General features: G+C 66.9%; 22 protein-coding genes. 9 read left to right on the top strand and 13 right to left on the bottom strand.

Annotation, left to right across the window (positions count from 1 at the left end; translation table 11 throughout):
• From GGR17_RS08580 to dksA, 7 genes are all read right to left on the bottom strand, one after another.
• Nucleotides 1–561, bottom strand: a complete 561-nt coding sequence (locus GGR17_RS08580) for a DUF4167 domain-containing protein (protein WP_054538656.1) — start codon at nucleotides 559–561, stop codon at nucleotides 1–3.
• Nucleotides 562–792: 231 nt separating this feature from the next.
• The gene (gene prmC / locus GGR17_RS08575) at nucleotides 793–1,659 is read right to left on the bottom strand and encodes a peptide chain release factor N(5)-glutamine methyltransferase (RefSeq protein ID WP_054538655.1); all 867 of its coding nucleotides are present in this window, start codon (nucleotides 1,657–1,659) and stop codon (nucleotides 793–795) included.
• The gene (prfA, locus tag GGR17_RS08570) at nucleotides 1,656–2,708 is read right to left on the bottom strand and encodes a peptide chain release factor 1 (protein WP_054538654.1); all 1,053 of its coding nucleotides are present in this window, start codon (nucleotides 2,706–2,708) and stop codon (nucleotides 1,656–1,658) included. The genes prmC and prfA overlap by 4 nt, the downstream gene beginning before the upstream one ends.
• 56 nt (nucleotides 2,709–2,764) lie before the next feature.
• Nucleotides 2,765–3,232, bottom strand: coding sequence for a DUF1499 domain-containing protein (locus GGR17_RS08565; RefSeq protein WP_054538653.1), 468 nt, complete (start codon nucleotides 3,230–3,232; stop codon nucleotides 2,765–2,767).
• On the bottom strand, nucleotides 3,229–4,200 hold the full coding sequence (gene speB, locus GGR17_RS08560; RefSeq protein WP_054538652.1) for an agmatinase: 972 nt from the start codon (nucleotides 4,198–4,200) through the stop codon (nucleotides 3,229–3,231). The genes GGR17_RS08565 and speB overlap by 4 nt, the downstream gene beginning before the upstream one ends.
• 99 nt (nucleotides 4,201–4,299) lie before the next feature.
• The gene (locus GGR17_RS08555) at nucleotides 4,300–5,472 is read right to left on the bottom strand and encodes an FAD-dependent monooxygenase (RefSeq protein WP_054538651.1); all 1,173 of its coding nucleotides are present in this window, start codon (nucleotides 5,470–5,472) and stop codon (nucleotides 4,300–4,302) included.
• A gap of 83 nt (nucleotides 5,473–5,555) precedes the next feature.
• Nucleotides 5,556–5,978 (bottom strand): RNA polymerase-binding protein DksA, encoded by a 423-nt coding sequence (gene dksA, locus GGR17_RS08550; RefSeq protein WP_037205536.1) that lies wholly within the window; start codon nucleotides 5,976–5,978, stop codon nucleotides 5,556–5,558.
• A 179-nt stretch (nucleotides 5,979–6,157) separates the two neighbouring features.
• Here dksA and GGR17_RS08545 point away from each other — a divergent pair, with 179 nt between their 5' ends.
• The 6 genes from GGR17_RS08545 (at nucleotide 6,158) to GGR17_RS08520 (ending at nucleotide 11,039) form a co-directional block, all read left to right on the top strand.
• On the top strand, nucleotides 6,158–6,997 hold the full coding sequence (locus tag GGR17_RS08545; RefSeq protein WP_037205533.1) for an AAA family ATPase: 840 nt from the start codon (nucleotides 6,158–6,160) through the stop codon (nucleotides 6,995–6,997).
• 109 nt (nucleotides 6,998–7,106) lie between these two features.
• On the top strand, nucleotides 7,107–7,553 hold the full coding sequence (locus GGR17_RS08540) for a GNAT family N-acetyltransferase (RefSeq protein WP_054538650.1): 447 nt from the start codon (nucleotides 7,107–7,109) through the stop codon (nucleotides 7,551–7,553).
• Between the two features lie 4 nt (nucleotides 7,554–7,557).
• Nucleotides 7,558–8,922 carry a DUF2927 domain-containing protein gene (locus tag GGR17_RS08535; protein ID WP_157445545.1) on the top strand — a complete coding sequence of 455 codons (1,365 nt, stop codon included), beginning with the start codon at nucleotides 7,558–7,560 and terminating at the stop codon, nucleotides 8,920–8,922.
• Nucleotides 8,919–9,083, top strand: a complete 165-nt coding sequence (locus GGR17_RS08530) for a hypothetical protein (RefSeq protein WP_173585957.1) — start codon at nucleotides 8,919–8,921, stop codon at nucleotides 9,081–9,083. The genes GGR17_RS08535 and GGR17_RS08530 overlap by 4 nt, the downstream gene beginning before the upstream one ends.
• Before the next feature lie 5 nt (nucleotides 9,084–9,088).
• Entirely contained in the window at nucleotides 9,089–10,273 is a 1,185-nt protein-coding gene (locus tag GGR17_RS08525) for a vWA domain-containing protein (RefSeq protein WP_054538649.1), read from the top strand.
• Nucleotides 10,274–10,343: 70 nt separating this feature from the next.
• On the top strand, nucleotides 10,344–11,039 hold the full coding sequence (locus GGR17_RS08520) for a M48 family metallopeptidase (protein WP_054538648.1): 696 nt from the start codon (nucleotides 10,344–10,346) through the stop codon (nucleotides 11,037–11,039).
• A 45-nt stretch (nucleotides 11,040–11,084) separates the two neighbouring features.
• Here the strand turns inward: GGR17_RS08520 and GGR17_RS08515 are convergent, their stop codons facing one another.
• The 3 genes from GGR17_RS08515 to GGR17_RS08505 form a co-directional block, all read right to left on the bottom strand.
• Nucleotides 11,085–11,627 carry an RSP_2648 family PIN domain-containing protein gene (locus GGR17_RS08515; protein ID WP_054538647.1) on the bottom strand — a complete coding sequence of 181 codons (543 nt, stop codon included), beginning with the start codon at nucleotides 11,625–11,627 and terminating at the stop codon, nucleotides 11,085–11,087.
• The gene (locus tag GGR17_RS08510; protein ID WP_054538646.1) at nucleotides 11,624–12,823 is read right to left on the bottom strand and encodes an RSP_2647 family RNA methyltransferase; all 1,200 of its coding nucleotides are present in this window, start codon (nucleotides 12,821–12,823) and stop codon (nucleotides 11,624–11,626) included. Before GGR17_RS08510 ends, GGR17_RS08515 begins: the two co-directional genes overlap by 4 nt.
• A 110-nt stretch (nucleotides 12,824–12,933) precedes the next feature.
• Nucleotides 12,934–13,614 carry a DUF6778 family protein gene (locus GGR17_RS08505; RefSeq protein ID WP_235974465.1) on the bottom strand — a complete coding sequence of 227 codons (681 nt, stop codon included), beginning with the start codon at nucleotides 13,612–13,614 and terminating at the stop codon, nucleotides 12,934–12,936.
• A gap of 307 nt (nucleotides 13,615–13,921) precedes the next feature.
• Between GGR17_RS08505 and edd the strand changes: the two genes are divergently transcribed.
• Nucleotides 13,922–15,727: a phosphogluconate dehydratase gene (gene edd / locus GGR17_RS08500; RefSeq protein ID WP_054538645.1), complete on the top strand. Its 1,806-nt coding sequence runs from the start codon at nucleotides 13,922–13,924 to the stop codon at nucleotides 15,725–15,727.
• Between the two features lie 191 nt (nucleotides 15,728–15,918).
• On the opposite strand, the gene der is transcribed toward edd, so the two are convergent.
• The 3 genes from der to GGR17_RS08485 form a co-directional block, all read right to left on the bottom strand.
• Nucleotides 15,919–17,379: a ribosome biogenesis GTPase Der gene (der, locus tag GGR17_RS08495; RefSeq protein WP_054538644.1), complete on the bottom strand. Its 1,461-nt coding sequence runs from the start codon at nucleotides 17,377–17,379 to the stop codon at nucleotides 15,919–15,921.
• Between the two features lie 48 nt (nucleotides 17,380–17,427).
• The gene (locus tag GGR17_RS08490; RefSeq protein ID WP_054538643.1) at nucleotides 17,428–18,756 is read right to left on the bottom strand and encodes a PQQ-binding-like beta-propeller repeat protein; all 1,329 of its coding nucleotides are present in this window, start codon (nucleotides 18,754–18,756) and stop codon (nucleotides 17,428–17,430) included.
• A 66-nt stretch (nucleotides 18,757–18,822) separates the two neighbouring features.
• Complete coding sequence (locus GGR17_RS08485) at nucleotides 18,823–19,476, bottom strand: tetratricopeptide repeat protein (RefSeq protein WP_054538642.1); 654 nt, start codon at nucleotides 19,474–19,476, stop codon at nucleotides 18,823–18,825.
• Nucleotides 19,477–19,698: 222 nt separating this feature from the next.
• Here GGR17_RS08485 and GGR17_RS08480 point away from each other — a divergent pair, with 222 nt between their 5' ends.
• Both GGR17_RS08480 and GGR17_RS08475 read left to right on the top strand, forming a co-directional pair.
• Nucleotides 19,699–20,940: an efflux RND transporter periplasmic adaptor subunit gene (locus GGR17_RS08480; RefSeq protein ID WP_054538641.1), complete on the top strand. Its 1,242-nt coding sequence runs from the start codon at nucleotides 19,699–19,701 to the stop codon at nucleotides 20,938–20,940.
• Nucleotides 20,937–24,578: an efflux RND transporter permease subunit gene (locus GGR17_RS08475; protein ID WP_082386571.1), complete on the top strand. Its 3,642-nt coding sequence runs from the start codon at nucleotides 20,937–20,939 to the stop codon at nucleotides 24,576–24,578. Before GGR17_RS08480 ends, GGR17_RS08475 begins: the two co-directional genes overlap by 4 nt.
• The last annotated feature ends 3 nt before the right edge of the window (nucleotides 24,579–24,581 follow it).

Genomic DNA, 24,581 nt, shown 5'->3' with positions numbered 1-24,581 from the left:
TTATTCGGCGGCTGGCGTCTGGGGCGTTTCACCGCCGGTTTCGGGCGCATCCGCTTCCCGCGCCTTCGCGGCGGGTTTCTTGCGCGGCGCGCGCTTGCGCGGGGCCGGCTTTTCCTCGGGCGTTTCGACAAGGCCGCTGTCGCCGCTGTCCTGGGACATGTCGATCACCTCGGCGCTGTCGGAGCGGTCCTGCTGGGGCTGGGGCGCCTCTTCCTGTACCGAAGGCTGCTCTTCCTGCTCCTGGCCCTGATCGCGGGTATCGCGCTGGCGATCGCGGCTTTGCTGCTGCTCGTGCTGCTCGCGGCGGGCATCCTGTTCGCGCTGCGCCTCGCTCAGAAGGCGGGTGTAATGCTCGGTGTGCTGCTGGAAATTCTCGGCCGCGACCCGATCGTTCGACAGCTGCGCATCGCGGGCGAGCTGATTGTACTTGTCGATGATTTGCTGCGGCGTGCCGCGCACCTTACCTTCCGGGCCCGAACTGTCGAACACACGGTTGACGATGTTACCCACCGAGCGCGAGCGGTTCGATTTGGACCGCGAACGTGACTTAGATGATCTCATGTTATTTATCTGGTTCCAGCCTTATTGTGGCTTCTTCGGCCCCGTTCCGCGCCTCGTGCGCAGATCAATTTCCAGGTCCGGTTTACTGTCTGGCTTATGCGCAAGGGGGACCGCCTCGGGCATCCCGCCGCTTGCCTGTTCGACTAACCACGGCAATCCTGCCAAGACAAGCAAAAAATGCCAAGCCTGTGCGGTTTTAGGTAATCCGTGGCGCTGCATGGCACGCATGGCTCAGCCCTGTTTCAGCGAAACCCGGCCCGAAACAATGCGCGCTCTGCCATCGAGGTCGGCATGTACGGCAATGTTTTCAAGCCCCGCGGCAAGAAAAAGGGCCGAGACCGCCGCGCCCTGGGTCGGCCCGATCTCGACCAGAAGACGGCCGCCGGGGGCAAGATGGTCCGGGGCCTGTGCGGCGATGATGCGATAGGCCCCGAGCCCGTCGGCACCGTCGCTCAGGGCGATGTGCGGCTCCCAGTCGCGCACCTCGGGCGCGAGGCCGGGCATCTCTTCCGCCGCGATATACGGCGGGTTGGCGACGATCAGGTCGAACCGCCCGTCGACCGCGCCGAACCAGTCCGAGCGGGTGATCCGGGCGCGGGTCTCGAGCGCCAGCCGGGCGGCGTTATCCGCCGCGACCGCACAGGCCGCATCTGACAGATCGACACCCAGGCCGGTTGCTTCGGGCCGTTCGGCGAGCAGGGTCAGCAGGATGCAGCCCGACCCGGTACCGAGATCCAAGACCCGCGAAAACGGTTCGCGCAGCGCCAGTTCGATCAGCGTTTCCGTCTCGGGGCGCGGGTCGAGCACATCTTCGGTCACCCGGAAGCTTCGGCCGTAGAACATGCGTTGGCCGGTGATCTGCGACACCGGCTTGCGGCGGCAGCGCAGGGCGAGCGCGGCGGCGAAACGGTCGGCGGCCTCATCGGTCAGCGGATCGGGCAGCACCAGCGTCAGCCGCCCCGCGGAAATGCCGAGCGCATGGGCCAGCAGGCGCCGCGCATCGCGGGCCGGATCATCGACACCGGCGGCACGCAGCCGGGCGATGGCCGCCGCGAGTGCCGCGGTGCCCGTGGCGCCGGGCGGGATGGTGTTGCTCATCCCTCCATCTCGGCCAGCTTGCGGGCCTGATCGTCGGCGGTCAGCGCGTCGATCACCTCATCCAGATCGCCCTGCATCACCTGATCGAGCTTGTAGAGCGTCAGGTTGATCCGGTGATCCGTCATCCGTCCCTGCGGGAAATTATAGGTGCGGATACGTTCCGACCGGTCGCCCGATCCCACCTGCGCCTTGCGGTCGGCCGCACGCTCGTCGGCGGCGCGCTGGCGCTCCAGATCATAGAGCCTCGTGCGCAGCACCTGCATCGCCAGCGCGCGGTTCTGGTGCTGCGATTTCTCCGATGAGGTGACAACGATCCCGCTGGGGATATGAGTGATCCGCACCGCGGAATCGGTGGTGTTCACATGCTGCCCGCCCGCCCCCGAGGCGCGCATCGTGTCGATGCGGATATCGCCCGCGGGGATGTCGATATCCACCTCTTCGGCCTCGGGCAGCACGGCGACGGTGGCGGCCGAGGTGTGGATGCGGCCGCCGCTTTCGGTGGCCGGCACCCGCTGCACCCGGTGCACGCCGGATTCGTATTTCAGCCGGGCGAACACGCCTTCGCCCTGCACATTTGCAATGACTTCCTTGATCCCGCCAAGCTCGCTTTGCGTTTCCTCGATGACATCGAAGCGCCAGCCCTTCGCCTCGGCATAGCGCTGATACATCCGCAGAAGATCGCCAGCGAACAGCGCCGCCTCATCTCCGCCGGTGCCGGGGCGGATCTCGATGATGGCGGGGCGGGCATCCGCCGCGTCTTTCGGCAGCAGCGCCAGTTGCAGCGCCTGTTCCAGCGCGGGGATCCGGGCCTTCAGCGCGGGCAGCTCTTCTTCGGCCAGGGCCTTCATCTCGGGGTCGGCCAGCATTGCTTCGGCCTCGGCGATATCGTCCAGAAGCTGGCGATAGGCGTCGATCTGTTCGGCCACCGGCTTCAGCTCGGCATATTCGCGGCTGATCCGGGCGAAATCCTGCATCGCCCCGCTGGCGAGCTTTGCCTCAAGGAACTGAAAGCGCTGGGTGATCTGGGCGAGCTTGTCAAAGGGAACCATGCCGCTCTTTTGCGCAAGGCGCGGGCGCGGTCAAGGGGCGGCGGGCGCGCGGCCCTTCAGCCGGCCTGCTCCAGCGCCTGAAGCCAGCGCGTCACGCGGGCGCGGTTGACGCCGATGTCCGACCGCCCGAACCGCGCCCGCGCCAGGATGACCGGCGCGCTGTTGTCGCCTGCCCCGGCAACCGCCACCGTGCTGTAATCGGGAAAGCCGAAGACCCGCGAACGGGTGACATAGGTCAGCCGCCCCCCGGCCAGGCTGCCGGCGAACAGGCGGGTGCGCGGGGTGGCGAGGATGATGGCGTCGAGGTGGCGCAACAGATCCTCGGGGGCCACCGCATGTTCGACGGGCAGGATATCGCCATCCGCCGGCCGCACCAGTACGCCCGAAGGGCCCGGCGGCGCGGCCGACAGCGGATCGACATGCCAGTCCTCCGCCTTGGCCGGGGCCAAGCGCACATAGATCAGGGCCGAAACCACGATCAGCGGCACCAGCCACAGCATTTCGATGATCGAGCTTCGGATCATGGCCCGGCCTGCTTCCTGTTCCAGCACCACAGGCACAAGAGTTCGGTTGCCACATGCGCCCCGGCGATGGCCGTGGCGCCGGTAGTGTCGAAGGGCGGCGACACCTCGACCACATCGCCGCCGACCATGTTGATGCCCGCCAGATCGCGCAGCATGATGGCCGCCTGCGCGCTGGTCAGCCCTCCCCAGACCGGGGTGCCGGTGCCCGGCGCAAAGGCCGGGTCCAGCGCGTCGATGTCGAAGGTGACATAGGTGGGGTGGCTGCCCAGAATATCCTTCACCTTCGCCACGGCGGCCTGCGGCCCCTTCTCATGCACCTCGCGCGCGTCGATGATGTGAACGCCCAGCGTATCGGGATTGTCGGTGCGGATTCCCACCTGCACCGAGCGCGCCGGGTCGATCAGGCCAAGCTTGACCGCCTTGTAGAACATCGTGCCATGGTCGATCCGGGTCATGTCGTCATCGGCCCAAGTGTCGGAATGGGCATCGAAATGCAGCAGCGAGAGCGGCCCGAACTTCTTGGCGTAAGCCTTCAGAATGGGGAAGGAAATATAGTGATCCCCCCCCAGCGTGAGACTGCCCGCCCCGGCCGAGAGGATGCCGTCGATATGGGCGGTCAGCGCGTCGGGAAAGGCCGATGTATTGGCATAGTCGAAGGCCAGATCGCCATAATCGGCGATATAGAACTCCTCCAGCGGATCAAAGCCCCAGCCATAGGGCCTGTCAAACGCCTGCAGGGCCGAGGCCTCGCGGATGGCCCGTGGCCCAAGCCGGGTGCCGGGCCGGTTGGTGACCGCCTGATCGAAGGGCACGCCGGTGATGGCCAGATCGACGCCGGCCAGATCCTTGGTATAGCTCCGGCGCAGAAAACTGGTGGCCCCGCCGAAGGTGTTTTCACAGGACAGGCCCCGAAACCCCTTACGGGTAAAGGCGTTGTCGACCTCTTTTGCTGCGTCTTCTAGTGCCATTCGGAACATCCCTACCGCGTCATCGGAACACCGGCCCGCGCGCGCCGGCGGCACTGTCATTCCTATGCCCGGCGCGGGCACCGCACAAGGGGGGCGCCGTCAGGCAAAGGCGCGGGTGACGTCATGCCGGTAGAGCCAGTCGAACCGGCCCAGCATCGCCGCCGGCGCAAGCGCCCCGCCCAGCCGCAGCGCGCCATGCGCCGCCAGACGCAGCGGCGCGAAGCGCAGGTGATAGTTGCGCGCATTGCGCGACGCGGCGTCAACGATCCGCACGCAGCGGTCGCGCCGGGCGGTCTGATAGGCGGCAAGCCCGGCCTCGATACTGTCATGCCCGCCCAGCGCCGCCGCCAGAACCCAGGCATCCTCCAGCGCCATGTTCGCGCCCTGCGCCAGAAAGGGCAGCGTCGGATGCGCCGCATCGCCCAGCACGGCCGCCTGCCCCCTGTGCCAGTGCCGCGCCACCGGATGGCGGAACAGGCCCCACAGATGCACCTCATCGACCCGCGCCAGCAGCGTCCGCACCTCTGGCGCGAAACCGGCAAAGGCGGCGCGCAGATGCGCCGGATCATCGGTGTGCGACCAGCCTTCATCGGCCCAGGCGCGGCGTTCCTCGACGGCGACGATGTTGATCATCGTGCCGCCCCGCAGCGGGTAGCAGACAAGGTGCCGGCCCGGCCCCATGTAAACGGTGACCCGCGGCGCGGCGGCACCCTCGGCCGGCACAGTGGCGCGCCAGGCCACCTGCCCGGTGAATGCGGGCGGCGCGGGCGGGTTCAGCACGCCGCGCAACACCGAATGCAGCCCATCGGCCCCGATCACCACATCAGCGGCAAAGCGCGCGCCCTGCTCATTGGTCAGTTTTGCGCCGGCTTCGCCCAGCGTGACATCGGTGATGTTCTGAAGAAGCCGGATCTCGACCCCGGCCGCGCGCGCGGCATCGGCCAGCATGGATTGAAGATCGGCCCGGTGAACGAACAGGTAGCGGCCCCCGGCGCGGGTCAGGTCCAGCTCCAGAACCTTGCGGCCCGCGCGGAAATCCCGCAGACAGACCGCCTGCCCCCGCACCCCGATCCGGCCCAGCGCATCGCCCAGCCCCAGCGCGTTCAGAACCGCCCCGCCGTTCGGGCTGATCTGAAGCCCTGCGCCGATTTCGCGAATGGCGGACGCCTGTTCCAGCACCGTGACCCGCGCGCCGCGCCGGGCCAGCGCGGTGGCCGCGGCCAGCCCGCCGATACCCGCCCCGATCACGGTAACCCTGCGCCCGATCAGCATCGTGCCTTCCTTAACGCAACACCGGGGCGCAGGGCCCCGGTGCGTTGCTTCCGGTGTGTATCCTTCAGTCCCGGTCGCGGGACTCAGTCGTCGCGGTGCACCTTCTCGCGCCGCTCGTGCCGCTCCTGCGCCTCGAGGCTCAGCGTGGTCGTGGGCCGGGCGTCCAGCCGCTTGAGAGAGATCGGTTCGCCGGTTTCCTGGCAATATCCGTATTCGCCCTCTTCGATCCGGCGCAGCGCCCCGTCGATCTTGGCCACCAGCTTGCGCTGACGGTCGCGGATCCGCAATTCCAGCGCCCGGTCGGTTTCTTCGCTGGCCCGGTCGGCAATGTCTGGGATGTTTCTGGTGCCGTCCTGCAGCCCTTCGATGGTGGACTTGCTTTCGTCCATCAACTCGGCTTTCAGGGTCAGCAGCTTGCGGCGAAAATACTCAAGCTGGCGTTCGTTCATGAACGGCTCGTCTTCCGCGGGCCGGTAATCCTCGGGCAAGAAAACTTCGGCTTTCATACCTGCTCCTTCTCGCTCGCCGGGCCCGAATGTCGTCGTAACGTCAGTCACCCGGCTCTCCTGCGGCAGGCTTTATCCGAATGCGGAATGGTTGTCACTAGCTTATAGTCCGGCTTTAAGGCTTTTTGAAGTCTTGCTATGACTGTCTGAATTCGAGGCGCTAGGGGCATGGAAAACCGATGAAATTTGCATCGACAGAATCATACGTGGCAACCGAAGATCTTTCCGTGGCGGTGAACGCCGCCGTGGCGCTGGAACGTCCGCTGCTGGTCAAGGGCGAACCGGGCACCGGCAAGACGGAGCTGGCGCGCCAGGTGGCCGCCAGCCTGGACCTGCCGATGATCGAATGGCACATCAAATCCACCACCCGTGCCGCGCAGGGCCTTTATGAGTATGACGCGGTCAGCCGGCTGCGCGACAGCCAGCTTGGCGACGAGCGTGTGCATGACGTGAAAAACTACATCCGCCAGGGCAAGCTGTGGCAGGCCTTTGCCGCGCCGCACAAGACCGTTCTGCTGATCGACGAGATCGACAAGGCCGACATCGAGTTCCCCAATGACCTGCTGCAGGAACTCGACCGGATGGAGTTTCACGTCTACGAAACCGGCGAGACGATCCGCGCCGAAACGCGGCCCATCGTGATCATCACCTCGAACAACGAAAAGGAACTGCCCGACGCCTTCCTGCGGCGCTGCTTCTTTCACTACATCCGCTTCCCGGACATGGAGGTGATGAAGAAGATCGTCGATGTGCATCACCCCGGCCTGAAGCCCCAGCTTCTGACCGCGGCGCTGACCCAGTTCTACGAGATCCGCGAGACGCCGGGGCTCAAGAAAAAGCCCTCCACCTCGGAAGTGCTGGACTGGCTGAAGCTGCTTCTGGCCGAGGATCTGAGCGCCGAAGACCTCAAGCGTGACGCCACCAACGCCCTGCCGAAGCTTTACGGCGCGCTGCTGAAGAACGAGCAGGACGTGCAGCTTTTCGAGCGGCTGGCCTTCATGGCCCGGCGGCAGCGCTGACATGCCATGGATTTGCCGCTTTACTGCCATCGGGAAACACAACAGCTTTCCAATAAGGGTGGGCCGGTTCTATCCTGCGTTGAAATGACTGAAAGATGAGCGCCCCGACGTGCCCGACCTGATCATCCGCCCACTGACCGCCGGCGACGAAGAAGACTGGCGCCGCCTGTGGGGGGCCTATCTGGCGTTCTACGGCACCACCCTCGCCAAGCCGGTGTATCAGAGCACTTTCGCCCGGCTTCTGGGCGATGATCCACAGGATTTCAGCGGGCTGCTGGCGGTTCGGGGCGGCCGCCCGGTGGGGCTGGTGCATTTCCTGTTTCACCGGCATTGCTGGAAAATCGAAAACACCTGCTATCTGCAGGATCTCTTCGCCGAACCCGCCGCGCGCGGCACCGGCGTGGGCCGCGCGCTGATCGAGGCGGTCTATGCCGCCGCCGACGCGGCCGGCGCGCCCTCGGTCTATTGGCTGACGCAAGACACCAATACCACCGCGCGGCGCCTGTATGACAGGATCGGCACCCTGACACCCTTTATCGAGTATGCACGGAGTTGAGGCCATGAAGTTGCGATTTGCCGTTATGGCCTGCCTGGTGCTGGGTGCGTGCGCCGGAAACCCGCTGACCGAAGTCCCCGAGCGCCGGGTCAACCACGTCGCCCTGCCACCGATGAAATATTTCGCCGCGCCCCAGGTGACGCCCCCGGCGCGGTCGAACCAGGCCATCGCGCGTGATTTCCTGAACCTGACCTTCCGCATGGAAAGCGGCCGCGAAGTGCCGATCCTGACCCGGTTCGAAGAGCCCGTCACCGTTGCCGTCGCCCCGGGCGCGCCGCCGGGCCTGGATCACGATCTCGATGCGCTGCTGGCCCGGTTCCGCCGCGAGGCACGCATCGACATTCGCCGCACCGCCCCCGGGCAGCCCGGAAACATCATGATCGAGACCCTGCCCCGCGCCGACCTGCAGCGGCTTGTGCCGCAAGCCGCCTGTTTCGTCGTGCCGCGCGTCTCGGGCTGGGCCGAGTACCGGCGCCTGCGCCGCACCCGCGCGGTGGATTGGGCTACGCTGAAGAAACGCGAAACCGTCGCGGTGTTCCTGCCCTCGGACGTCAGCCCGCAAGAGGTGCGCGACTGTCTGCATGAAGAGCTGGCGCAGGCGCTCGGCCCGCTCAATGATCTCTACAGCCTGCCCGACAGCATCTTCAACGATGATAACTTCCACACCGTCCTGACCGGGTTCGACATGCTGATCCTGCGCGCCTATTACGCGCCCGAACTGCAGAACGGCATGACCGAGGAACAGGTCGCGGCCCGCCTGCCCGCGCTGCTGGCGCGCCTGAACCCGCATGGCGAACATGTGCGCGACGTCCGGCTTGCCCCCACCCCGCGCACCTGGATCGACGCCATCGAAACCGCGCTCGGCCCCGGCACATCGGGCTCGCGCAGGCTGGCGGCGGCGAAACAGGCGGTCATCATCGCGCGCGGCTTCGGGCCCGACGATACCCGCCTCGCCTTCAGCCTGTTCGCCCTTGGCCGGCTGAGCCTGGCAACCGATGCCGAAACCGCCCTGACCGCCTTCCTGCAGGCGGGCCATATCTACGGCGCCTCGCCCGTCACCGCCGTACAGGAGGCGCATGTGGGCATGCATCTGGCCGCGTTCTCGCTGTCGGCCGGTCAGCCCGAAGCGGCGCTGAGCATCGTCAACGCCCACCTGCCGCCCGTCGTCGCCTCCCAGAACGCCGCGCTGCTGGCAACCATGCTGATGATCAAGGCAGAGGCGCTGGATCTTCTGGGCCGCGCCAGCGAGGCGCAGGCGGTCCGGCTCGACAGTCTGGGCTGGGCGCGCTATGGCTTCGGCACGAACAAGGAAGTGCGCGCGCGTCTTCTGGAAATTGCCGCGCTCAGCCCGGGAGGACATCAATCATGATCGTGATTGCGGGGGTAATCATCGGGGTTCTGTGGGGCGCGCTTCTGGCCCGCCGGCGCAAGGGGCGCGGCTTCGACATCGCCCAGTACGCGGTGGGCTTCGGCATCGCCTTCGGCCTTCTGGGCATGATCCTGACCGTCATTCTGGAACGTATGGTGTAGGCGCGATGTTCCTTCCGTTTTTCCAGACCCTGCGCGAGGCCGGAATACCGGTTTCCCTGCGTGAGTATCTGGGCTTTCTGGAAGGGGTGAAGGCAGGCCTCGTCACCTATGACATCGAAGGCTTCTACTACCTCGCCCGCACCGCGATGGTGAAGGACGAGCGCAACCTCGACAGGTTCGACCGCGCCTTCGCCAAAAGCTTCGAAGGGCTCGAACAGATCAGCCTCGACAATGTGCTCGAGGCGGTGAACCTGCCTGCCGACTGGCTGGAAAAGATGGCCGAGAAGCACCTCACCCCCGAGGAACGGGCCGAGATCGAGGCGCTCGGCGGGTTCGACAAGCTGATGGAAACCCTCAAAGAGCGGCTGGCCGAACAGCAGGCCCGGCACCAGGGCGGCAACAAATGGATCGGCACCGCCGGAACCTCGCCCTTCGGCGCCCATGGCTACAACCCCGAAGGCGTGCGCATCGGCCAGGACGAATCCCGCCACCAGCGCGCGGTCAAGGTCTGGGACAAGCGCGAATTCCGCAATCTCGACGATACGATCGAACTGGGCACCCGCAACATCAAGGTGGCGCTGAAACGCCTGCGCCGCTGGGCCCGCGACGGCGCACACCAGGAGCTGGATCTCGACGGCACCATCCGCGCCACCGCCGATCACGGCTATCTCGACGTCCAGACCCGCCCCGAGCGGCGCAACGCGGTCAAGGTGCTGCTGTTCCTCGATGTCGGTGGCTCGATGGACCCTTATATCCGCATGGTGGAAGAGCTGTTCTCCGCCGCCCGCGCCGAGTTCAAGCATCTGGAATATTACTACTTCCACAATTGCCTCTACGAAGGCGTCTGGCGTGACAACCGCCGCCGCTGGGATGCGCAGATCCCCACATGGGAGGTGCTGAACACCTATGGCCCCGACTACAAATGCATTTTCGTGGGCGATGCCTCCATGTCCCCGTACGAGGTCGTCCATCCCGGCGGCGCCAATGAACACTGGAACGCCGAGGCCGGCCAGGTCTGGCTGCAACGCGCCCGGGAAAAATGGCCCGCCAACCTGTGGCTGAACCCGCTGCCCGAAAAGCACTGGCCCTACACCCAGTCGGTGCAGATGATCCGCGATATCTTCGAGCAGCGCATGGTGCCGATGACGCTGGAAGGGATCGAACGCGGAATGAAGGAACTGGGCAAATAATCGCGCGCCCCGCCCAGCCACGGCGCTGCGGGCAATTGCCCCCGGCCCCGCCCGGCCCCATATCCCTATCATGCTGAAGCTGACCCCGATCCTGCTGGCCCTGCTCTACGCGCTCGCGACCTACCGTTTCTCGGTCTGGCGCACCGCGCGCGAGCTTGACGCGCGCTCCAGCGAACTGGCCGATGCACGGCTGCGCGCCCTGATGGCCCAGATGGCCCGGGCGCTCGATCTGCCGCGCATCCGGGTCCATATCTACGAAATCGACCCGGTCAACGGGCTGGCCGCCCCCGACGGGCGCATCTTCATCACCCGCGGCTTCTACGACAAATACCGCGCCGGCCAGGTGACGGCCGAAGAGCTGGCCAGCGTCATCGCGCATGAGATGGGCCATGTCGCCCTGGGCCATTCGCGCCGCCGCATGATCGATTTCTCCGGGCAGAACGCGATGCGCGCCGCTCTGGGCATGATGCTGTCGCGCATCATCCCCGGCCTCGGCATCTACATCGCCAACACGCTTACCTCGCTTCTGGCCGCGCGCCTGTCGCGCCAGGATGAATATGAGGCCGACGCCTATGCCTCGGCCCTGCTGACCAAGGCCGGCATCGGCACCGGCCCGCAGAAAACCCTGTTTCGCAAACTCGAAAGCCTGACCGCCGCGCGCGGCGCCCCGGTACCCGCATGGCTGATGAGCCATCCGAAAACCGCCGAACGCATCCGCGCGATCGAAACGCTCGAAGCCCGGTGGAGCAGTATTCCCACCGCCTGAGCCTTCATCTTTCTGAAAATATCCCCGCCGGAGGCAAGAAATCTGCTACCGGCCCAAGGCCTTGCCCAGCCGGGGCAGGCGCGCGCGCTTCAACAGGGCGCGGGTCTCGAACGCCTCGCCCGACAGGCGCGCCGCCTCTGCCCGCACCGTCTCCACACTGTCCCGAACCGCCTCCGGCGCCGCCTGCCACAGGGTCAGAAGAAACGCATCCGGCCCCTGCCGCTGCACGCCCTCCTCGGCCATGCTCCGCTGGGGAAAGTCGCTGGCGTTGAACGTCAGCAGAATATCCGCCGACCCCGCGATCGCGGCGGCCAGCACATGCACATCGGCCGGGTCAGGCAGCCACAGCCGCGCCTCGTCTCCGGCACGGGGCGTCACCGACGCCTCCGGCCAATGCCGCCGCAGCAGCGCGATTTCCGCCCGCGCCTGCGCCTCGCCGGTGGGGCCGATCTTGCGCGCGGCACGGGCCCATTCCTCCAGAATGCGCTCCGACCACAACGGGGTGAACAGCCCGCGCCGCGCCACCCCAAGCAGGATCTCCCGCAAGACGGTGGGGTAGAGAACGCAGGCGTCCAGCAAAACCTTCATGGCGCCAGGCGAAAGAACAGCGCCTTGAGATAGCCGCTCTCGGCCAGTTGCGGCAGCAACGGATGATCCGGCCCGGCAAACCCGGTGTGGATCAGCTGCGCCCGCCGCCCGCCGCGCCCGATGCCGCGGGCCGATGCGGTGCGAAACGCCGTCAGATCAGCGGCATGCGAACAGGAACAAAGCCCCAGATAGCCGCCGGGCGCCACCAGCGGCGCGGCCAGCCGCGCCACCCGTTCATAGGCACGCAGCCCGGCGTCAAGCGCCTGGCGTGACGGCGCGAAGGCCGGCGGATCGCAGACCACCAGATCGAACTGCGCCCCCTCTTCCGCCAGCCCCGCCATCACGTCGAACGCGTCGCCCTTGCGGGTGTCGAACCGCGCCTCCATCCCCATCTGCGCCGCGCCCTGCCGCGCCAGATCCAGCGCCGGGGCGGATCCGTCCACCGCCAGCGCCTGATCGGCGCCCGCCGCAAGCGCGGCCAGCGAAAAGCCCCCGACATGGGAAAACACATCCAGAACCCGCGCCCCCCGCGCCAGGCGCGCGGCAAAGGCATGGTTCGGGCGCTGGTCGAAAAACAGCCCGGTTTTCTGCCCGCCCAGAAGATCGGCCATATAGGTGGCGCCGTTCATCGCCACCGGCACCGGCTCCGCCACCGCGCCGCGCAGCACAACGGTCTCCTCGCCCAGCCCCTCCAGGCCACGCGCCCGGCCGGTGGCGTTCTTGACGATGGCCGAAACCCCCGTCACCTCCGCCAGCGCCGCCGCCAGCGGGCCGATCAGCACCTCGGCCCAGGCCGCGTTGGGCTGAATCACCGCGACATCGCCGAACCGGTCGATCACCACACCGGGCAACCCGTCCGCCTCGGCATGGATCAGACGGTAATATGGCGCGTCGAACAGGCGTTCGCGCATCTGCTGCGCACGGCTCAGTCGAGCGGCGAACCATGCCTGATCAATCCTGGCACCCGGATCAGGGTCCAGCATCCGGCAAATCAGCTTGGAGCCGTTATTGACCGCGACCACCCCCATGGCCTGCCGCGTGTCATCCTCCAGCACCGCAAGGCTGCCGGGCGGCAACGCCTTGGTGCGGCGGTCGGTCACCAGCTCATTGGCATAGACCCAGGGAAACCCGTGGCGGATGGCGCGGGCATTGGCCTTGGGGCGAAGCCGCACGATGGGAAGAGAGGATTGCGTCATGCGCCTCTCCTAATCGGTTCCGCGGGCGCCGGAAAGAGGCAGAACAGCCGCGCAAACGAAAAGGGAGGCAGGCCCGAAGCCCACCCCCCGTCATGCCAGGCGGCGCGGTCTCAGTTGGCGCTGAGCGCCGAGGTGCGCAGCGGCTCGGCCGGCGCGGGCAGCGAGCGGACGTTGAGTTCCTGCGCGATCAGCGCGGCCAGATGATCGCTGATCCGCACCTTCTGCGTCTGGCCGCGGCTCATCGCCTCCAGCGCGCGGGCGCCGCCATAGGCTTTCAGCGATGTCTCGATCAGGCGCGGCCGCTCGAGCTTCTCGCCGGTCGCGGCATCGCGGACGGTCAGGTAGAAGTGAATGTCATGGGTGCCGCCGATGGTATAGCGGGTCTTTTCGGTCAGCGCGTGAAAACGCGTGATCTGGATGTCCACGATCACCGGCCGGCCCTTGTCATGGCTGGCGGCCCCGCGCGTGGCAGCGTCGAGCACGATCGCCTGAACCTGCTCGTGGCGGTTGCCGAAGGGATCTTCGCGCCAGACGATGTCGGCATTGGGGAAATAGGTGTTGGCCTCGGAAACCTTCAGGGTTTCGGGCACGGTCACGTTGATCTGCGTCACTGCGTAGGGCTCGCTCTGAACCGACAGAACCATGTCGGCCCGCGTTGCCGGCTGTGCGTGCGGCGCGGTTTCCACGCCGGGCGCGGATGTCGTGGCGTTGCGCATCGCCGTGTCCACGGACCCGCAGGCCGAAAGGCCGAGGGCAACGGTCAGTGCCATGATCATACGGGTCGGTTTCATCTTGTTCTCCTATCGGCAACTCTGGGCCGGGCTTGCCGGGCATGCTCTTGCCCTTTTGCTATGGCGCAGCTTTTCGCCCCGGATTGGGGCCAAATTGAGGAAACTTAGCTGCGATTCAGGGGCACCCGCATAAAACCGAAACAATCGGTTGATCAAATCGCGACAACGGCTTCATTTTCTATGCCAATGTGACCTGAGGCGCCCCGTGCAGCCCGGGCGACAAAGCCGCCAATACCGCCCAAGGCTGGACTTGTTACCGCTACCACGTATATCAGGCACTCAGACACGCCATTCAGAAGGAAGCCCGATGACCCTGAACAGCACTGTCGCCCAGGTTACCGACCGGATCATCGCCCGCTCGCGCCCCACCCGCACCGCCTATCTGGAACGGATGGCCCGCGCCGTGGCGGCAGGCCCGGCCCGCAGCCACCTGACCTGCGGCAACCAGGCCCATGCCTATGCCGCGATGGGCTACGACAAGGCCGCGCTGGCCGACGCGCGCGCGCCGAACCTCGGTATCGTCACCGCCTATAACGATATGCTGTCGGCGCATCAGCCGTTCGAAACCTTTCCGGCCCTGATCAAGGACGCGGTGCGCAAGGCGGGCGGCACGGCGCAGGTTGCGGGCGGCGTGCCGGCGATGTGCGACGGGGTCACCCAGGGGCAGACGGGGATGGAACTGTCGCTGTTCTCGCGCGACGTGATCGCGCTGGCCGCCGGCGTGGCGCTTTCGCACAACACCTTCGACGCGGCCGTGTTCTTGGGGGTCTGCGACAAGATCGTGCCCGGGCTGGTAATGGCGGCGGCCAGTTTCGGCCATATCCCGGCGGTGTTCCTGCCCGCCGGCCCGATGACAAGCGGCCTGCCGAATGACGAAAAGGCGAAGGTACGCCAGCAATTCGCAGCGGGCGAGATCGGCCGCGACAAGCTGATGGAGGCCGAAATGGCCAGCTATCACGGGCCGGGCACCTGCACCTTCTACGGCACCGCGAATTCCAACCAGATGCTGATGGAATTCATGGGGCTGCACCTGCCCGGCGCCAGTTTCGTGAACCCGAACACGCCGCTGCGCGATGCCCTGACGGCCGCCGGGGCCGAACGCGCGATCGCGATCACCGCGCTTGGCAACGATTTCCGCCCGGCCAGCCAGGTGCTCGACGAAAAAGCCTTCGTGAACGGCATCGTCGGGCTGATGGCCACGGGCGGCTCCACCAATCTGGTGCTGCACCTGCCCGCGATGGCCCGCGCCGCCGGGATCATCCTCGACATCGACGATTTCGCCGCGCTCTCGGCGGTGACGCCACTGATGGCCAAGGTCTATCCCAACGGGCTGGCCGATGTGAACCATTTCCACGCCGCCGGCGGCCTGGGCTTCATGATCGGCGAATTGCTGGACGCAGGGCTGCTGCACCCCGACACCGTCACAGTGGCGGGCGACGGCCTGGCGCATTACACCAAAGAGCCGAAACTGCAGGGCGACCATGTCGAATGGCACGATGGCACGGGCAAGAGCCTGAACGACAAGATCCTGCGCCCTGCCCATGACGCGTTCCAACCCTCGGGCGGGCTGAAAAGCCTGGAGGGCAACCTCGGGCGCGGGGTGATCAAAACCTCCGCCGTGGCTCCCGAACGGCATGTGATCGAGGCCAAGGCCCGCGTTTTCCACGATCAGGAAGACGTGAAAGCCGCATTCCGGGCCGGCGAATTTACCGAAGACACCGTCGTCATCGTGCGGTTTCAGGGGCCGCGCGCCAATGGCATGCCCGAACTGCATTCCCTGACCCCCACCCTCGCGGTGCTGCAGGACCGGGGGCTGAAAGTGGCGCTGGTCACCGACGGGCGCATGTCGGGCGCAAGCGGCAAGGTGCCCGCCGCCATCCATGTCTGCCCCGAGGCGGCCATGGGCGGGCCGCTGGCAAAACTCCGCGACGGCGATCTTGTGCGGCTGGACGCGGGTGCCGGCACCCTTGAAGTGTTGGAAGACGGCTTCGAAATCCGCGCGCCCGTCACCGCCGATCTGTCGGCCAACGGCCAGGGCCTGGGCCGCGAGCTGTTCGAGGTATTCCGCCAGAACGTGGGGCTGGCCACCGAAGGCGCGGCGACCGTCGTATGAGATCATCCGCGCGCCTGCGGCGCAAGATATCCGCTTATTGGGGCTCTGCCCCAAACCCCGGGATATTTATCCCAAAGCAACGGAACAAGCCTGTGCCCTGTGATTGCTTTGGGCAAAATATCCCCGCCGGAGGCACCTGAACCTCTTTCCGCAGGAAAGACGTGAGGCGGCAATCCTGCGCCGCAGGCGCGCTATTCCGAATGGGGTTTCTTATCCAGATGCTTGCGCAGCCGCGACGGGGTCGACTTTTTCTTGCCCTTGTAGGGGTTCTTGTCGGCCTGAGACCGGAGCGTCAGGCGAATCGGCGTGCCGGGCATGTCGAATGTTTCCCGCAGCCCGTTCACCAGATACCGGCGATAGCTTTCCGGCAGCTTTTCAGGGTGTGAGCACATCACCACAAACCCCGGCGGGCGGGTCTTCACCTGGGTCATGTAGCGCATCTTGATCCGCTTGCCGCCGGGGGCGGGCGGCGGGTGCACCTCGAGCATTCCGGCCAGCCAGCGGTTCAGTTGCGCCGTGGTGACCCGGCGGTTCCAGACCTCGTGCGCCTTCAGCACCGCGCCGTGCAGCCGATCGAGCCCCCGGCCTGTCTTGGCCGATACGGTGACCAGCGGCGCGCCCTTGAGCTGTGGCAGAAGCCGCGCGAATTCCTCGCGCAGTTCTTTCAGCTTCTCCTGCTTTTCGGTCTCGAGATCCCATTTGTTGACGGCGATGACCACCGCGCGCCCCTCACGCTCTGCCAGGTCGGCGATGCGCAGGTCCTGCTGTTCGAACGGGATGTCGACATCCAGAAGCACCACCACGACCTCGGCGAATTTCACCGCGCGCAACCCGTCGGAAACCGACAGTTTTTCCAGCTTGTCCTGTACCTTGGCACGTTTGCGCATTCCGGCCGTGTCGAAGATGCGGATCGGGGTGCCGTCCCATTCGGCCCGCAGCGAAATCGCATCACGGGTGATCCCGGCCTCGGGTCCGGTCAGAAGCCGGTCTTCCCCGATGATCGCGTTGATCAGCGTCGATTTCCCGGCATTCGGGCGGCCCACCACGGCCACCTGCAGCGGCCGCGCGGCGGTGGGCACACGGGCGCCATCCTCCATATCGTCGTCTTCGACATCCACGTCGGTTTCGGGGGTATCGCCCGCGGCGCGTTCGGCGAATTCATCGGCCAGCGGCGCCAGCACGGCATAGAGCTCGTTCATCCCTTCGCCATGTTCGGCCGAAAGCCGGATCGGCTCTCCCAGACCCAGCGCATAGGCCTCCAGCACGCCAGCATCGGCGGCGGCGCCTTCGGCCTTGTTGGCCGCAAGGATCACATGGGCGGATTTCTTGCGCAGAATCTCGGCGAAGACCTCGTCGGCGGGCAGCACGCCGGCGCGCGCGTCGATCATGAACAGGCAGATATCGGCCATTTCCACGGCGCGCTCGGTCAGCTTGCGCATCCGGCCCTGAAGGCTTTCGTCGGTGGCTTCCTCCAGGCCGGCTGTGTCGATCACCGTGAACCGCAGGTCGGCCAGGCGCGCCTCGCCCTCGCGCAGGTCGCGGGTGACGCCAGGCTGATCGTCGACCAGCGCCAGGCGCTTGCCGACCAAACGGTTGAACAGCGTGGATTTGCCCACATTCGGGCGGCCCACAATGGCCAGGGTAAAGCTCATATCAAGCTCCGAAACGATTCCAAGCCGCCCGCCTACACCATTCCGGCGTCAGCGGAAAGCGTGGAGTTGCCCGTTCGACGTGACCACATAGAGCGTTCCGCCCGCCACGACCGGATCGGCCGCCGCCCCGCCGGGCAGCGCAAGCTGGCCCAGCAGCGCGCCATCCTGCGGCGCGAAGAACCGGATGAGACCGTCATCCGAGGCCACGATCAGCCGCCCGCCCGCCAGCACCGGGCCAAAATGCGCGAAGACGGACTTGTGCTTTTTCGGAGCGTCAGCGGTGTAATAGGGCAGATCGACGGCCCAGATCCGCGCGCCTGTGGCCGCGTCCAGCCGGACAAGCTGGGCCTGATCGGAGACCAGAAAGACAGAGCCGCCGGCGGGCCAGACGGGGCTGTAGGTGCCCTCTTCCGCCGTCCACAGCCGCTCGCCCGAGTTGGCTGACAAGGCCACGGTGCGGCCCGAGGGGTTGCCGGCATAGATCACGTCACCGTCCACCACCGGATCGCCGCTGATATCGGTGACCGTGGCATAGACCCGGCCGCGCCGCTGCCCGGAAATCGAAGAGGCCCAGACCTGCAGGCCGCTCTTGCGCAGTGTCGCCACCAGTTCGGCCGAGCCGGAGGGGAAGACCGCCAGCCGCTCGGTGACGGCCGGGGCGGCCCCCCCGACCAGACCAGAGGGCGACGGCGTGCCCGGAAGCTGCCATTGCACGCGCCCGTCGGCGGCGCGGATGGCCCAGGCGCGGTTATCGCGCGACACCAGATAAACCAGCCCGTCGTGATAGGTGGGCGCGCCGGAAATGGCGGCGTCGGTCTTTTGTGTCCACAGCGGCGCGCCCGTCGCCGGGTCGAGCGCCACCAGCGTGCCGAAGCCGGTGGTGGCGAACAGCCGCCCGTCGCCATAGGCCAGCCCGCCGCCGGTGGCATCCTCGTTGCGTTCCAGCGCCGGTGTAAGATCGGCCGTCCAGAGCGTTGCACCGTCGGGGCCATGCGCCATCACATGGCTTTGCGCGTCCAGCGTGAAGACGCGCCCCCCCGCGACCACGGGCGCCGCCGTGATGCGGTGTTTGCGGTCTTCGCCGGCACCGATCGCGGCGCTCCACTGCAAGGTCGGCGCAGAGCCAAGCGCGGGGTGGCCTGCGTTATGGGCGGCGTTGCCGCGGGTCTGCGTCCACTCTGCCTGGGTCACCTGCGCGGGCAGTGAAATCGGGCGCGTAAGCTCGGCGGATGCCGCTGCCGCCCCATCCGCCTCGGGGGTGCCGAGAAGGGCTTCGCGCACGCCCAGACGCTCGCCCTGCAAAATCGTTTCACCGCCGGTGCATCCGGCAAGACCCGCGAGAAGAATAAGACCGCCGATCGCGTAAGTTGTTTTCATTGCCCCGTGCCCCTCCGTTTGCCCGGCATATGCCCGGCCCGCCGCCACTGCGCCCTTGTTCAATGGTCAGGCGTCGCCCAGCGATCCGCCAAGCGCCACAATCAACTGAGAGGCCCGCTGGCGCAAGCCCGGGCTTGCCTGGGCATCGTTCAGCACCTCGCGCAGCAGTTCAAGCGCGGCATCGGCCGCACCGGTTTCCGCCTCGATCAGCGCCAGCTGTTCCAGCGCCAGAGGGCGGAACGGCTGGCCCGGCGCGCTCAGCGGCTCCAGCGCGGCGCGGCGTTCGTCGGCCGCAACCGTGGTGCCCTGCGCCAGGATCAGTTTCAGCGTCGCCAGCTGACGGTAGAGCAGCGGAAGATCGGTGGCATCTGCCAGCGCCCGAAGCCGGGCCACCCCGGCCTCGGTCTCGCCCGCGTCGATCTGCTCGCCCGCGGCCAGCAAGGCCACCAGCGCGGCGGCATCGCCCGTCACCGCGACCGCATCCAGCGCGGCAACCCGCGCGGCGGTGCCCGGCTGATCCAGCGCCGCCATGATGCCGTCGCCCAGCGCCTGAGCGGAATTCCGCGCCCTGGTCTTTTGCCATTCGTTATAGGCGGTGCCACCCACCAGCAGCAGAACGGCAACGACCGCGATCCAGCCATAGCGGCGGAAAAGGCCGAAAAGCCTTTCGCGGCGAACCTCTTCGGTGACTTCCTCGATGAAACTTTCGGGGTTGCTCATACGCCTCTCTCCGCCCAACCGGGGCCTGCCCGGCACCTCTTACCCCGAAGCCGTTGCGGTTGCAAAGCCCCGCCCTTCCGTTAAATCAGCGACGGTTGCGCCATGGGGCGGAAGTGCCTACCCTGAACCCGCCGGTTCCGCGACGTCTGGTGCCGCCCCGGAACGGCTTTGCGACCGGCCCGCGCCGCATTTTCCGGCCACGAAGGGGATTTTGAGGATTACATGCGGATCGTTTCCATCATTACCGCCTGCCTTGTCGTCGTCGCGCTTTATCTGATGATCGCCGAACGCGAGCGCGTTCTTGAATTTGCCGGGCGCGAACCCCCCGCCCCCGAAACCGCCCCGGTGCCCGAACAGGCCGCCGCCGGGCCCGACGCGGCGCCCGAAGACCTTCGGGTTTCCGTGGTGGCCCTGCATTCGCTGGCGCAGCCGGTGGAAGACATCGTTCTGGTGCGCGGACGGACCGAGGCGGCGCGCATGGTCGAGGCCCGCGCCGAAACGTCGGGCCGCGTCAATTCCGCCCCGCTGCGCAAGGGCGCCTTCGTGTCCGAGGGCCAGCCGGTCTGCACGATCGATGCCGGCACCCGGCTGGCCGCGCTGGCCCAGGCCGAGGCGCAGCTTGCCGAGGCCAACGCCCGCCTGCCCGAAGCTCAGGCCCGCCTGTCCGAGGCCCAGGCCCTGCTGAGCGAGGCCGAGATCAACGATCGCGCCGCCGTGCGCCTGAACCAGGAAGGCTATGCATCGGAAACCCGCGTCGCCTCGACCGCGGCGGGGGTCTCGTCGCGCAAGGCCGGGGTTGAATCGGCGAATTCGGGGCTGGATGCCGCCCGCGCGGCGATCAGCGTCGCCCAGGCCGCGCGCGCCGTCGCGCAGCAGGAAATCGCGCGCCTGACCATCGCCGCCCCGTTCAGCGGGCTGCTGGAATCCGACAGCGCGGAACTGGGCGCACTGCTGCAGCCGGGATCGCTCTGCGCCACGGTGATCCAGCTCGACCCGATCAAGCTGGTCGGGTTCGTGCCGGAAACCGAGGTCGAGAAGGTTTCGGTCGGGGCCCGCGCCGGGGCCCGGCTGGCCACCGGCCGCCCTGTCGAGGGGCGCGTGACCTTTCTCAGCCGGTCGGCCGACGCCGCCACCCGCACCTTCCGGGTAGAGGTGGAGATCGCCAATCCCGACCTGACGATCCGCGATGGCCAGACCGTCGAGATGATCATCGCGTCGGGCAGCACCCCGGCCCATCTGATGCCGCAATCGGCGCTGACGCTGGATGATGACGGCCGCATCGGCGTGCGCCTGATCGACGCCGACAGCCGCGCCACCTTTCGCCCGGTCACGGTGATGCGCGACACGGTGGACGGCGTCTGGCTGACCGGCCTGCCCGAAGCGGCCGATGTGATCATCATCGGGCAGGAATACGTGACCGACGGCGTGCCCGTGCGTGCCCGCTTCGAGGAGGCGGCCGAATGACCGGCATCGTCGACTGGGCCGCCGCCCATGCGCGCATGGTGCTGGCGCTCGTCATGCTGTCGGTGCTTGCCGGTACGCTGGCCTATACCGGCCTGCCGAAAGAGGGCGAGCCGGATATCGAGATCCCGGCGATCTTCGTGTCGGTCCCCTTTCCCGGCATTTCGGCCTCGGATGCCGAAAAGCTGATCATCAAGCCGATGGAATCCGAATTTTCGGATCTCGACGGCCTGAAAACCATGAGCGCCACCGCTGAAGAGAACTACGCCGGCATCGCGCTGGAATTCGAATTCGGCTGGGACAAGTCCAAGATCATCGCCGACATCCGCGACGCGATGAACACCGCCGAGGCGGATTTCCCCGCCGGGGCCGAGAAATACACGCTGACCGAGATCAATTTCTCGGAGTTTCCGATCATCGTCGTACACCTGTCCGGCAGGGTGCCCGAGCGTACGCTGCTGCGGGTGGCCAAGGATCTGCAGGATCGCATCGAGGCGCTGGACCCGGTGCTGGAGGCCGGCCTGGCCGGTCACCGCGACGAGATGCTGGAGGTGGTGATCGACCCGCTTCGGCTGGAGGCCTATAACGTCACCGCGGCCGAGCTGATCAACGTGGTGGTCAACAACAACCAGCTGATCGCCGCCGGCGAGATCGAGAGCGCGACGGGCACGTTCTCGGTCAAGATCCCCAGTTCGTTCGACGGGCCGCTCGATGTCTACGACCTGCCGGTCAAGACCAACGGCGACCGCGTGGTGACGCTGGGCGATCTGGCCGACATCCGCCTGACCTTCGAGGACCGCACCGGCACCGCCCGCTACAACGGCGAGACGACGGTGGCCCTGCAGGTGGTCAAGCGCAAGGGGTTCAACATCATCGGCACCGCCGATCTGGTGCGCGAAACCGTCGAGGAGGCCCGCGCGGGCTGGCCCGAGGATCTGCGCAACGCAGTCTCGGTGGGCACCGCGCTGGATCAGTCGCGCACGGTGGCATCGATGGTCGAACAGCTTCAGGGATCGGTGCTGACGGCGATCGCGCTGGTGATGATTGCGATGCTGGCCTTTCTGGGCACCCGCTCGGCGTTGCTGGTGGGCTTTGCCATCCCGACCTCGTTCCTGCTGTGCTTCGTGCTGCTGGGGATCATGGATGTGGCGATTTCCAACATCGTCATGTTCGGCCTGATCCTGGCTGTTGGCATGCTGGTCGATAGTGCCATCGTGGTGGTGGAATATGCCGACCGGCGCATCGCCGAGGGCGCGGGGCCCATGGCGGCCTTCACCGAGGCCGCCAAGCGTATGTTCTGGCCGATCGTCAGTTCCACCGCCACCACGCTCTGCGCCTTTCTGCCGATGCTGTTCTGGCCCGGCGTGGTGGGCGAATTCATGGGCATGTTCCCGGTGACGCTGATCTTCGTGCTCTCGGCCTCGCTGGTCGTGGCGCTGGTTTTCCTGCCGGTCATGGGCGGTGTTTCGGGCCGGGTGTCGCGCCTGCTGGCGCGGCTTGCGGGCGGGCTGAAGCGCCTGCCCTGGGCGGCGCGGGCGGCGCTGGTGCCGGTGGCGCTCTACCTGATGTTCCTGGGCGCGATGCAGGTGCTGAACCCGGGTTATCTGTTCGGCGGGGCCAGCCCGATACCGCCGCCGCTGGATCTGCTGCCCGGCGCCATTCTCTTCACCGCGTCGGCGCTGTTGAGTTCCGTCGCGCTGATGGCGGCGCGGCTCGATCCGGGCGCCGGGCGCATCCGCGCCGGATACCGCCGCACACTCTTTGGCCGGGTCATCAAGCTGATCGCGGGCAACCCGATCATGCCGGTGGTCACGGTGGTTGCCGTGGTGGGGTTCGTCGTTGCGGTGTTCGGTTTCTATGGCAAGCACAACAACGGTGTCGAATTCTTCACCGAGTTCGAACCGGAACAGGCCATCGTCTACGTGCGCGCGCGCGGCAACCTGTCTCTGGAGCAGAAGGACAGGATGGTGCGGCGGGTGGAGGCGGCGGTGCTGCGCAATCCCGCCGTCGACAGCGTGTTTGCCTTCGCCGGCAACGGCGGGCTGAACCAGAACACCGGCGGCGCCCAGCCGCCGCTCGACACGATCGGGCAGGTGCAGATCGAACTTCTGCCCTGGGCCGACCGCAAGGATCACCCCGATCTGGACGGCGATCTGGTGCTGGACGACATCGAGGCGCAGCTTGCGGGCCTGCCCGGCATCAAGACCGAGATCCTCTCGCAATCACGCGGCCCGGCCTCGGCCAAGCCGCTGCATCTGCGCCTGAAGGGTGACAACTGGGACGATCTGGTGGCGGCCACGACCCGTGTCCGCACGCGGTTCGAACAGACCCGGGGGCTGACCGATGTCGAGGATACCCTGCCGCTTCCCGGCATCGACTGGCAGATCGACGTGGATGTGGAGCAGGCCGGGCGCTACGGCGCCGATGTGGTGACGGTGGGCGGCATGGTGCAGCTCGTCACCCGTGGCCTGCTGCTCGACACGATGCGCGTGCCCTCTTCCGACGAAGAGATCGAGATCCGGGTGCGCCTGCCCGAAACCGATCGCCTGCTCTCTACCCTCGACAGCCTGAAGGTGCGCACCGCCGACGGGCTGGTGCCCCTGTCCAACTTCGTCACCCGCGCGCCGGTGGCCAAGCTGGGCCGCATCACCCGCGTCGACGGCACCCGCCATTTCGACGTGAAGGCCGCCGTGGCCCCCGGCCTGACCAGTGCCGAAGGCGCCCCCCTTACCCCGACCGAACGTATCGCCCTGCTGACGGGCTGGCTGGAGCAGGAAAACCCCCTGCCCGCCGGCATCGAATGGGAATGGACCGGCGATCAGGAGGATCAGGCCGAAAGTCAGGCCTTTCTTTCCCAGGCATTCCTGGGCGCGCTGGGGCTGATGTTCATCATCCTGCTGGCGCAGTTCAACAGCTTCTACAACTCCGTTCTGGTGCTGCTGGCGGTGGTGCTCTCCACCACCGGCGTGCTGATCGGGATGCTGGTGATGGATCAGGCGTTTTCGATCATCATGACCGGCACCGGCGTTGTCGCGCTGGCGGGGATCGTGGTGAACAACAACATCGTGCTGATCGATACCTATCAGGAATTCAGCCGGTTCATGCCCCGGATCGAGGCCATCGTGCGCACCGCCGAACAGCGCATCCGCCCCGTGCTGCTGACCACGATAACGACAATGGCGGGCCTTGCCTCGATGATGTTCGGGCTCAGCTTCGATTTCATCAATGGCGGCTATTCGATCGATTCGCCCACCGCGCTGTGGTGGAAACAGCTTGCCACCGCCGTTGTCTTCGGGCTGGGCATCGCCACGCTGCTGACGCTGGTGGTTACCCCCGCCCTGCTGGCGCTGCGGGTCTGGTTCGTGGCCGGCGCCTATCGCTCGGCCGCGGGCCTTCGGGCAATGTCGCTGGGCGGCGAAAGCCGGGCCGCGCGCGATCTGGCGCTGAACCGGGCCGCGCGCAAGGTGAAATCGCCCGAGATCATCTGGAACGACGCGCCCGCCGATCCGCCCCGGCAGGAGGGCGATACCGGCCCCCGGCGCCCGCTCGATCCGAGCGATGTCAAGAAAGCCCTGTCCGGCGCGCAGGATGACGCGGATAGCCCGGTAAAACCCGGCAATCCGCTGCGCGCCGCCGAGTGACGG

Source organism: Actibacterium naphthalenivorans, from assembly GCF_014196965.1.
GTDB lineage: Bacteria > Pseudomonadota > Alphaproteobacteria > Rhodobacterales > Rhodobacteraceae > Actibacterium_A > Actibacterium_A naphthalenivorans.
This window is presented reverse-complemented; position numbering and strand designations above follow the sequence as displayed.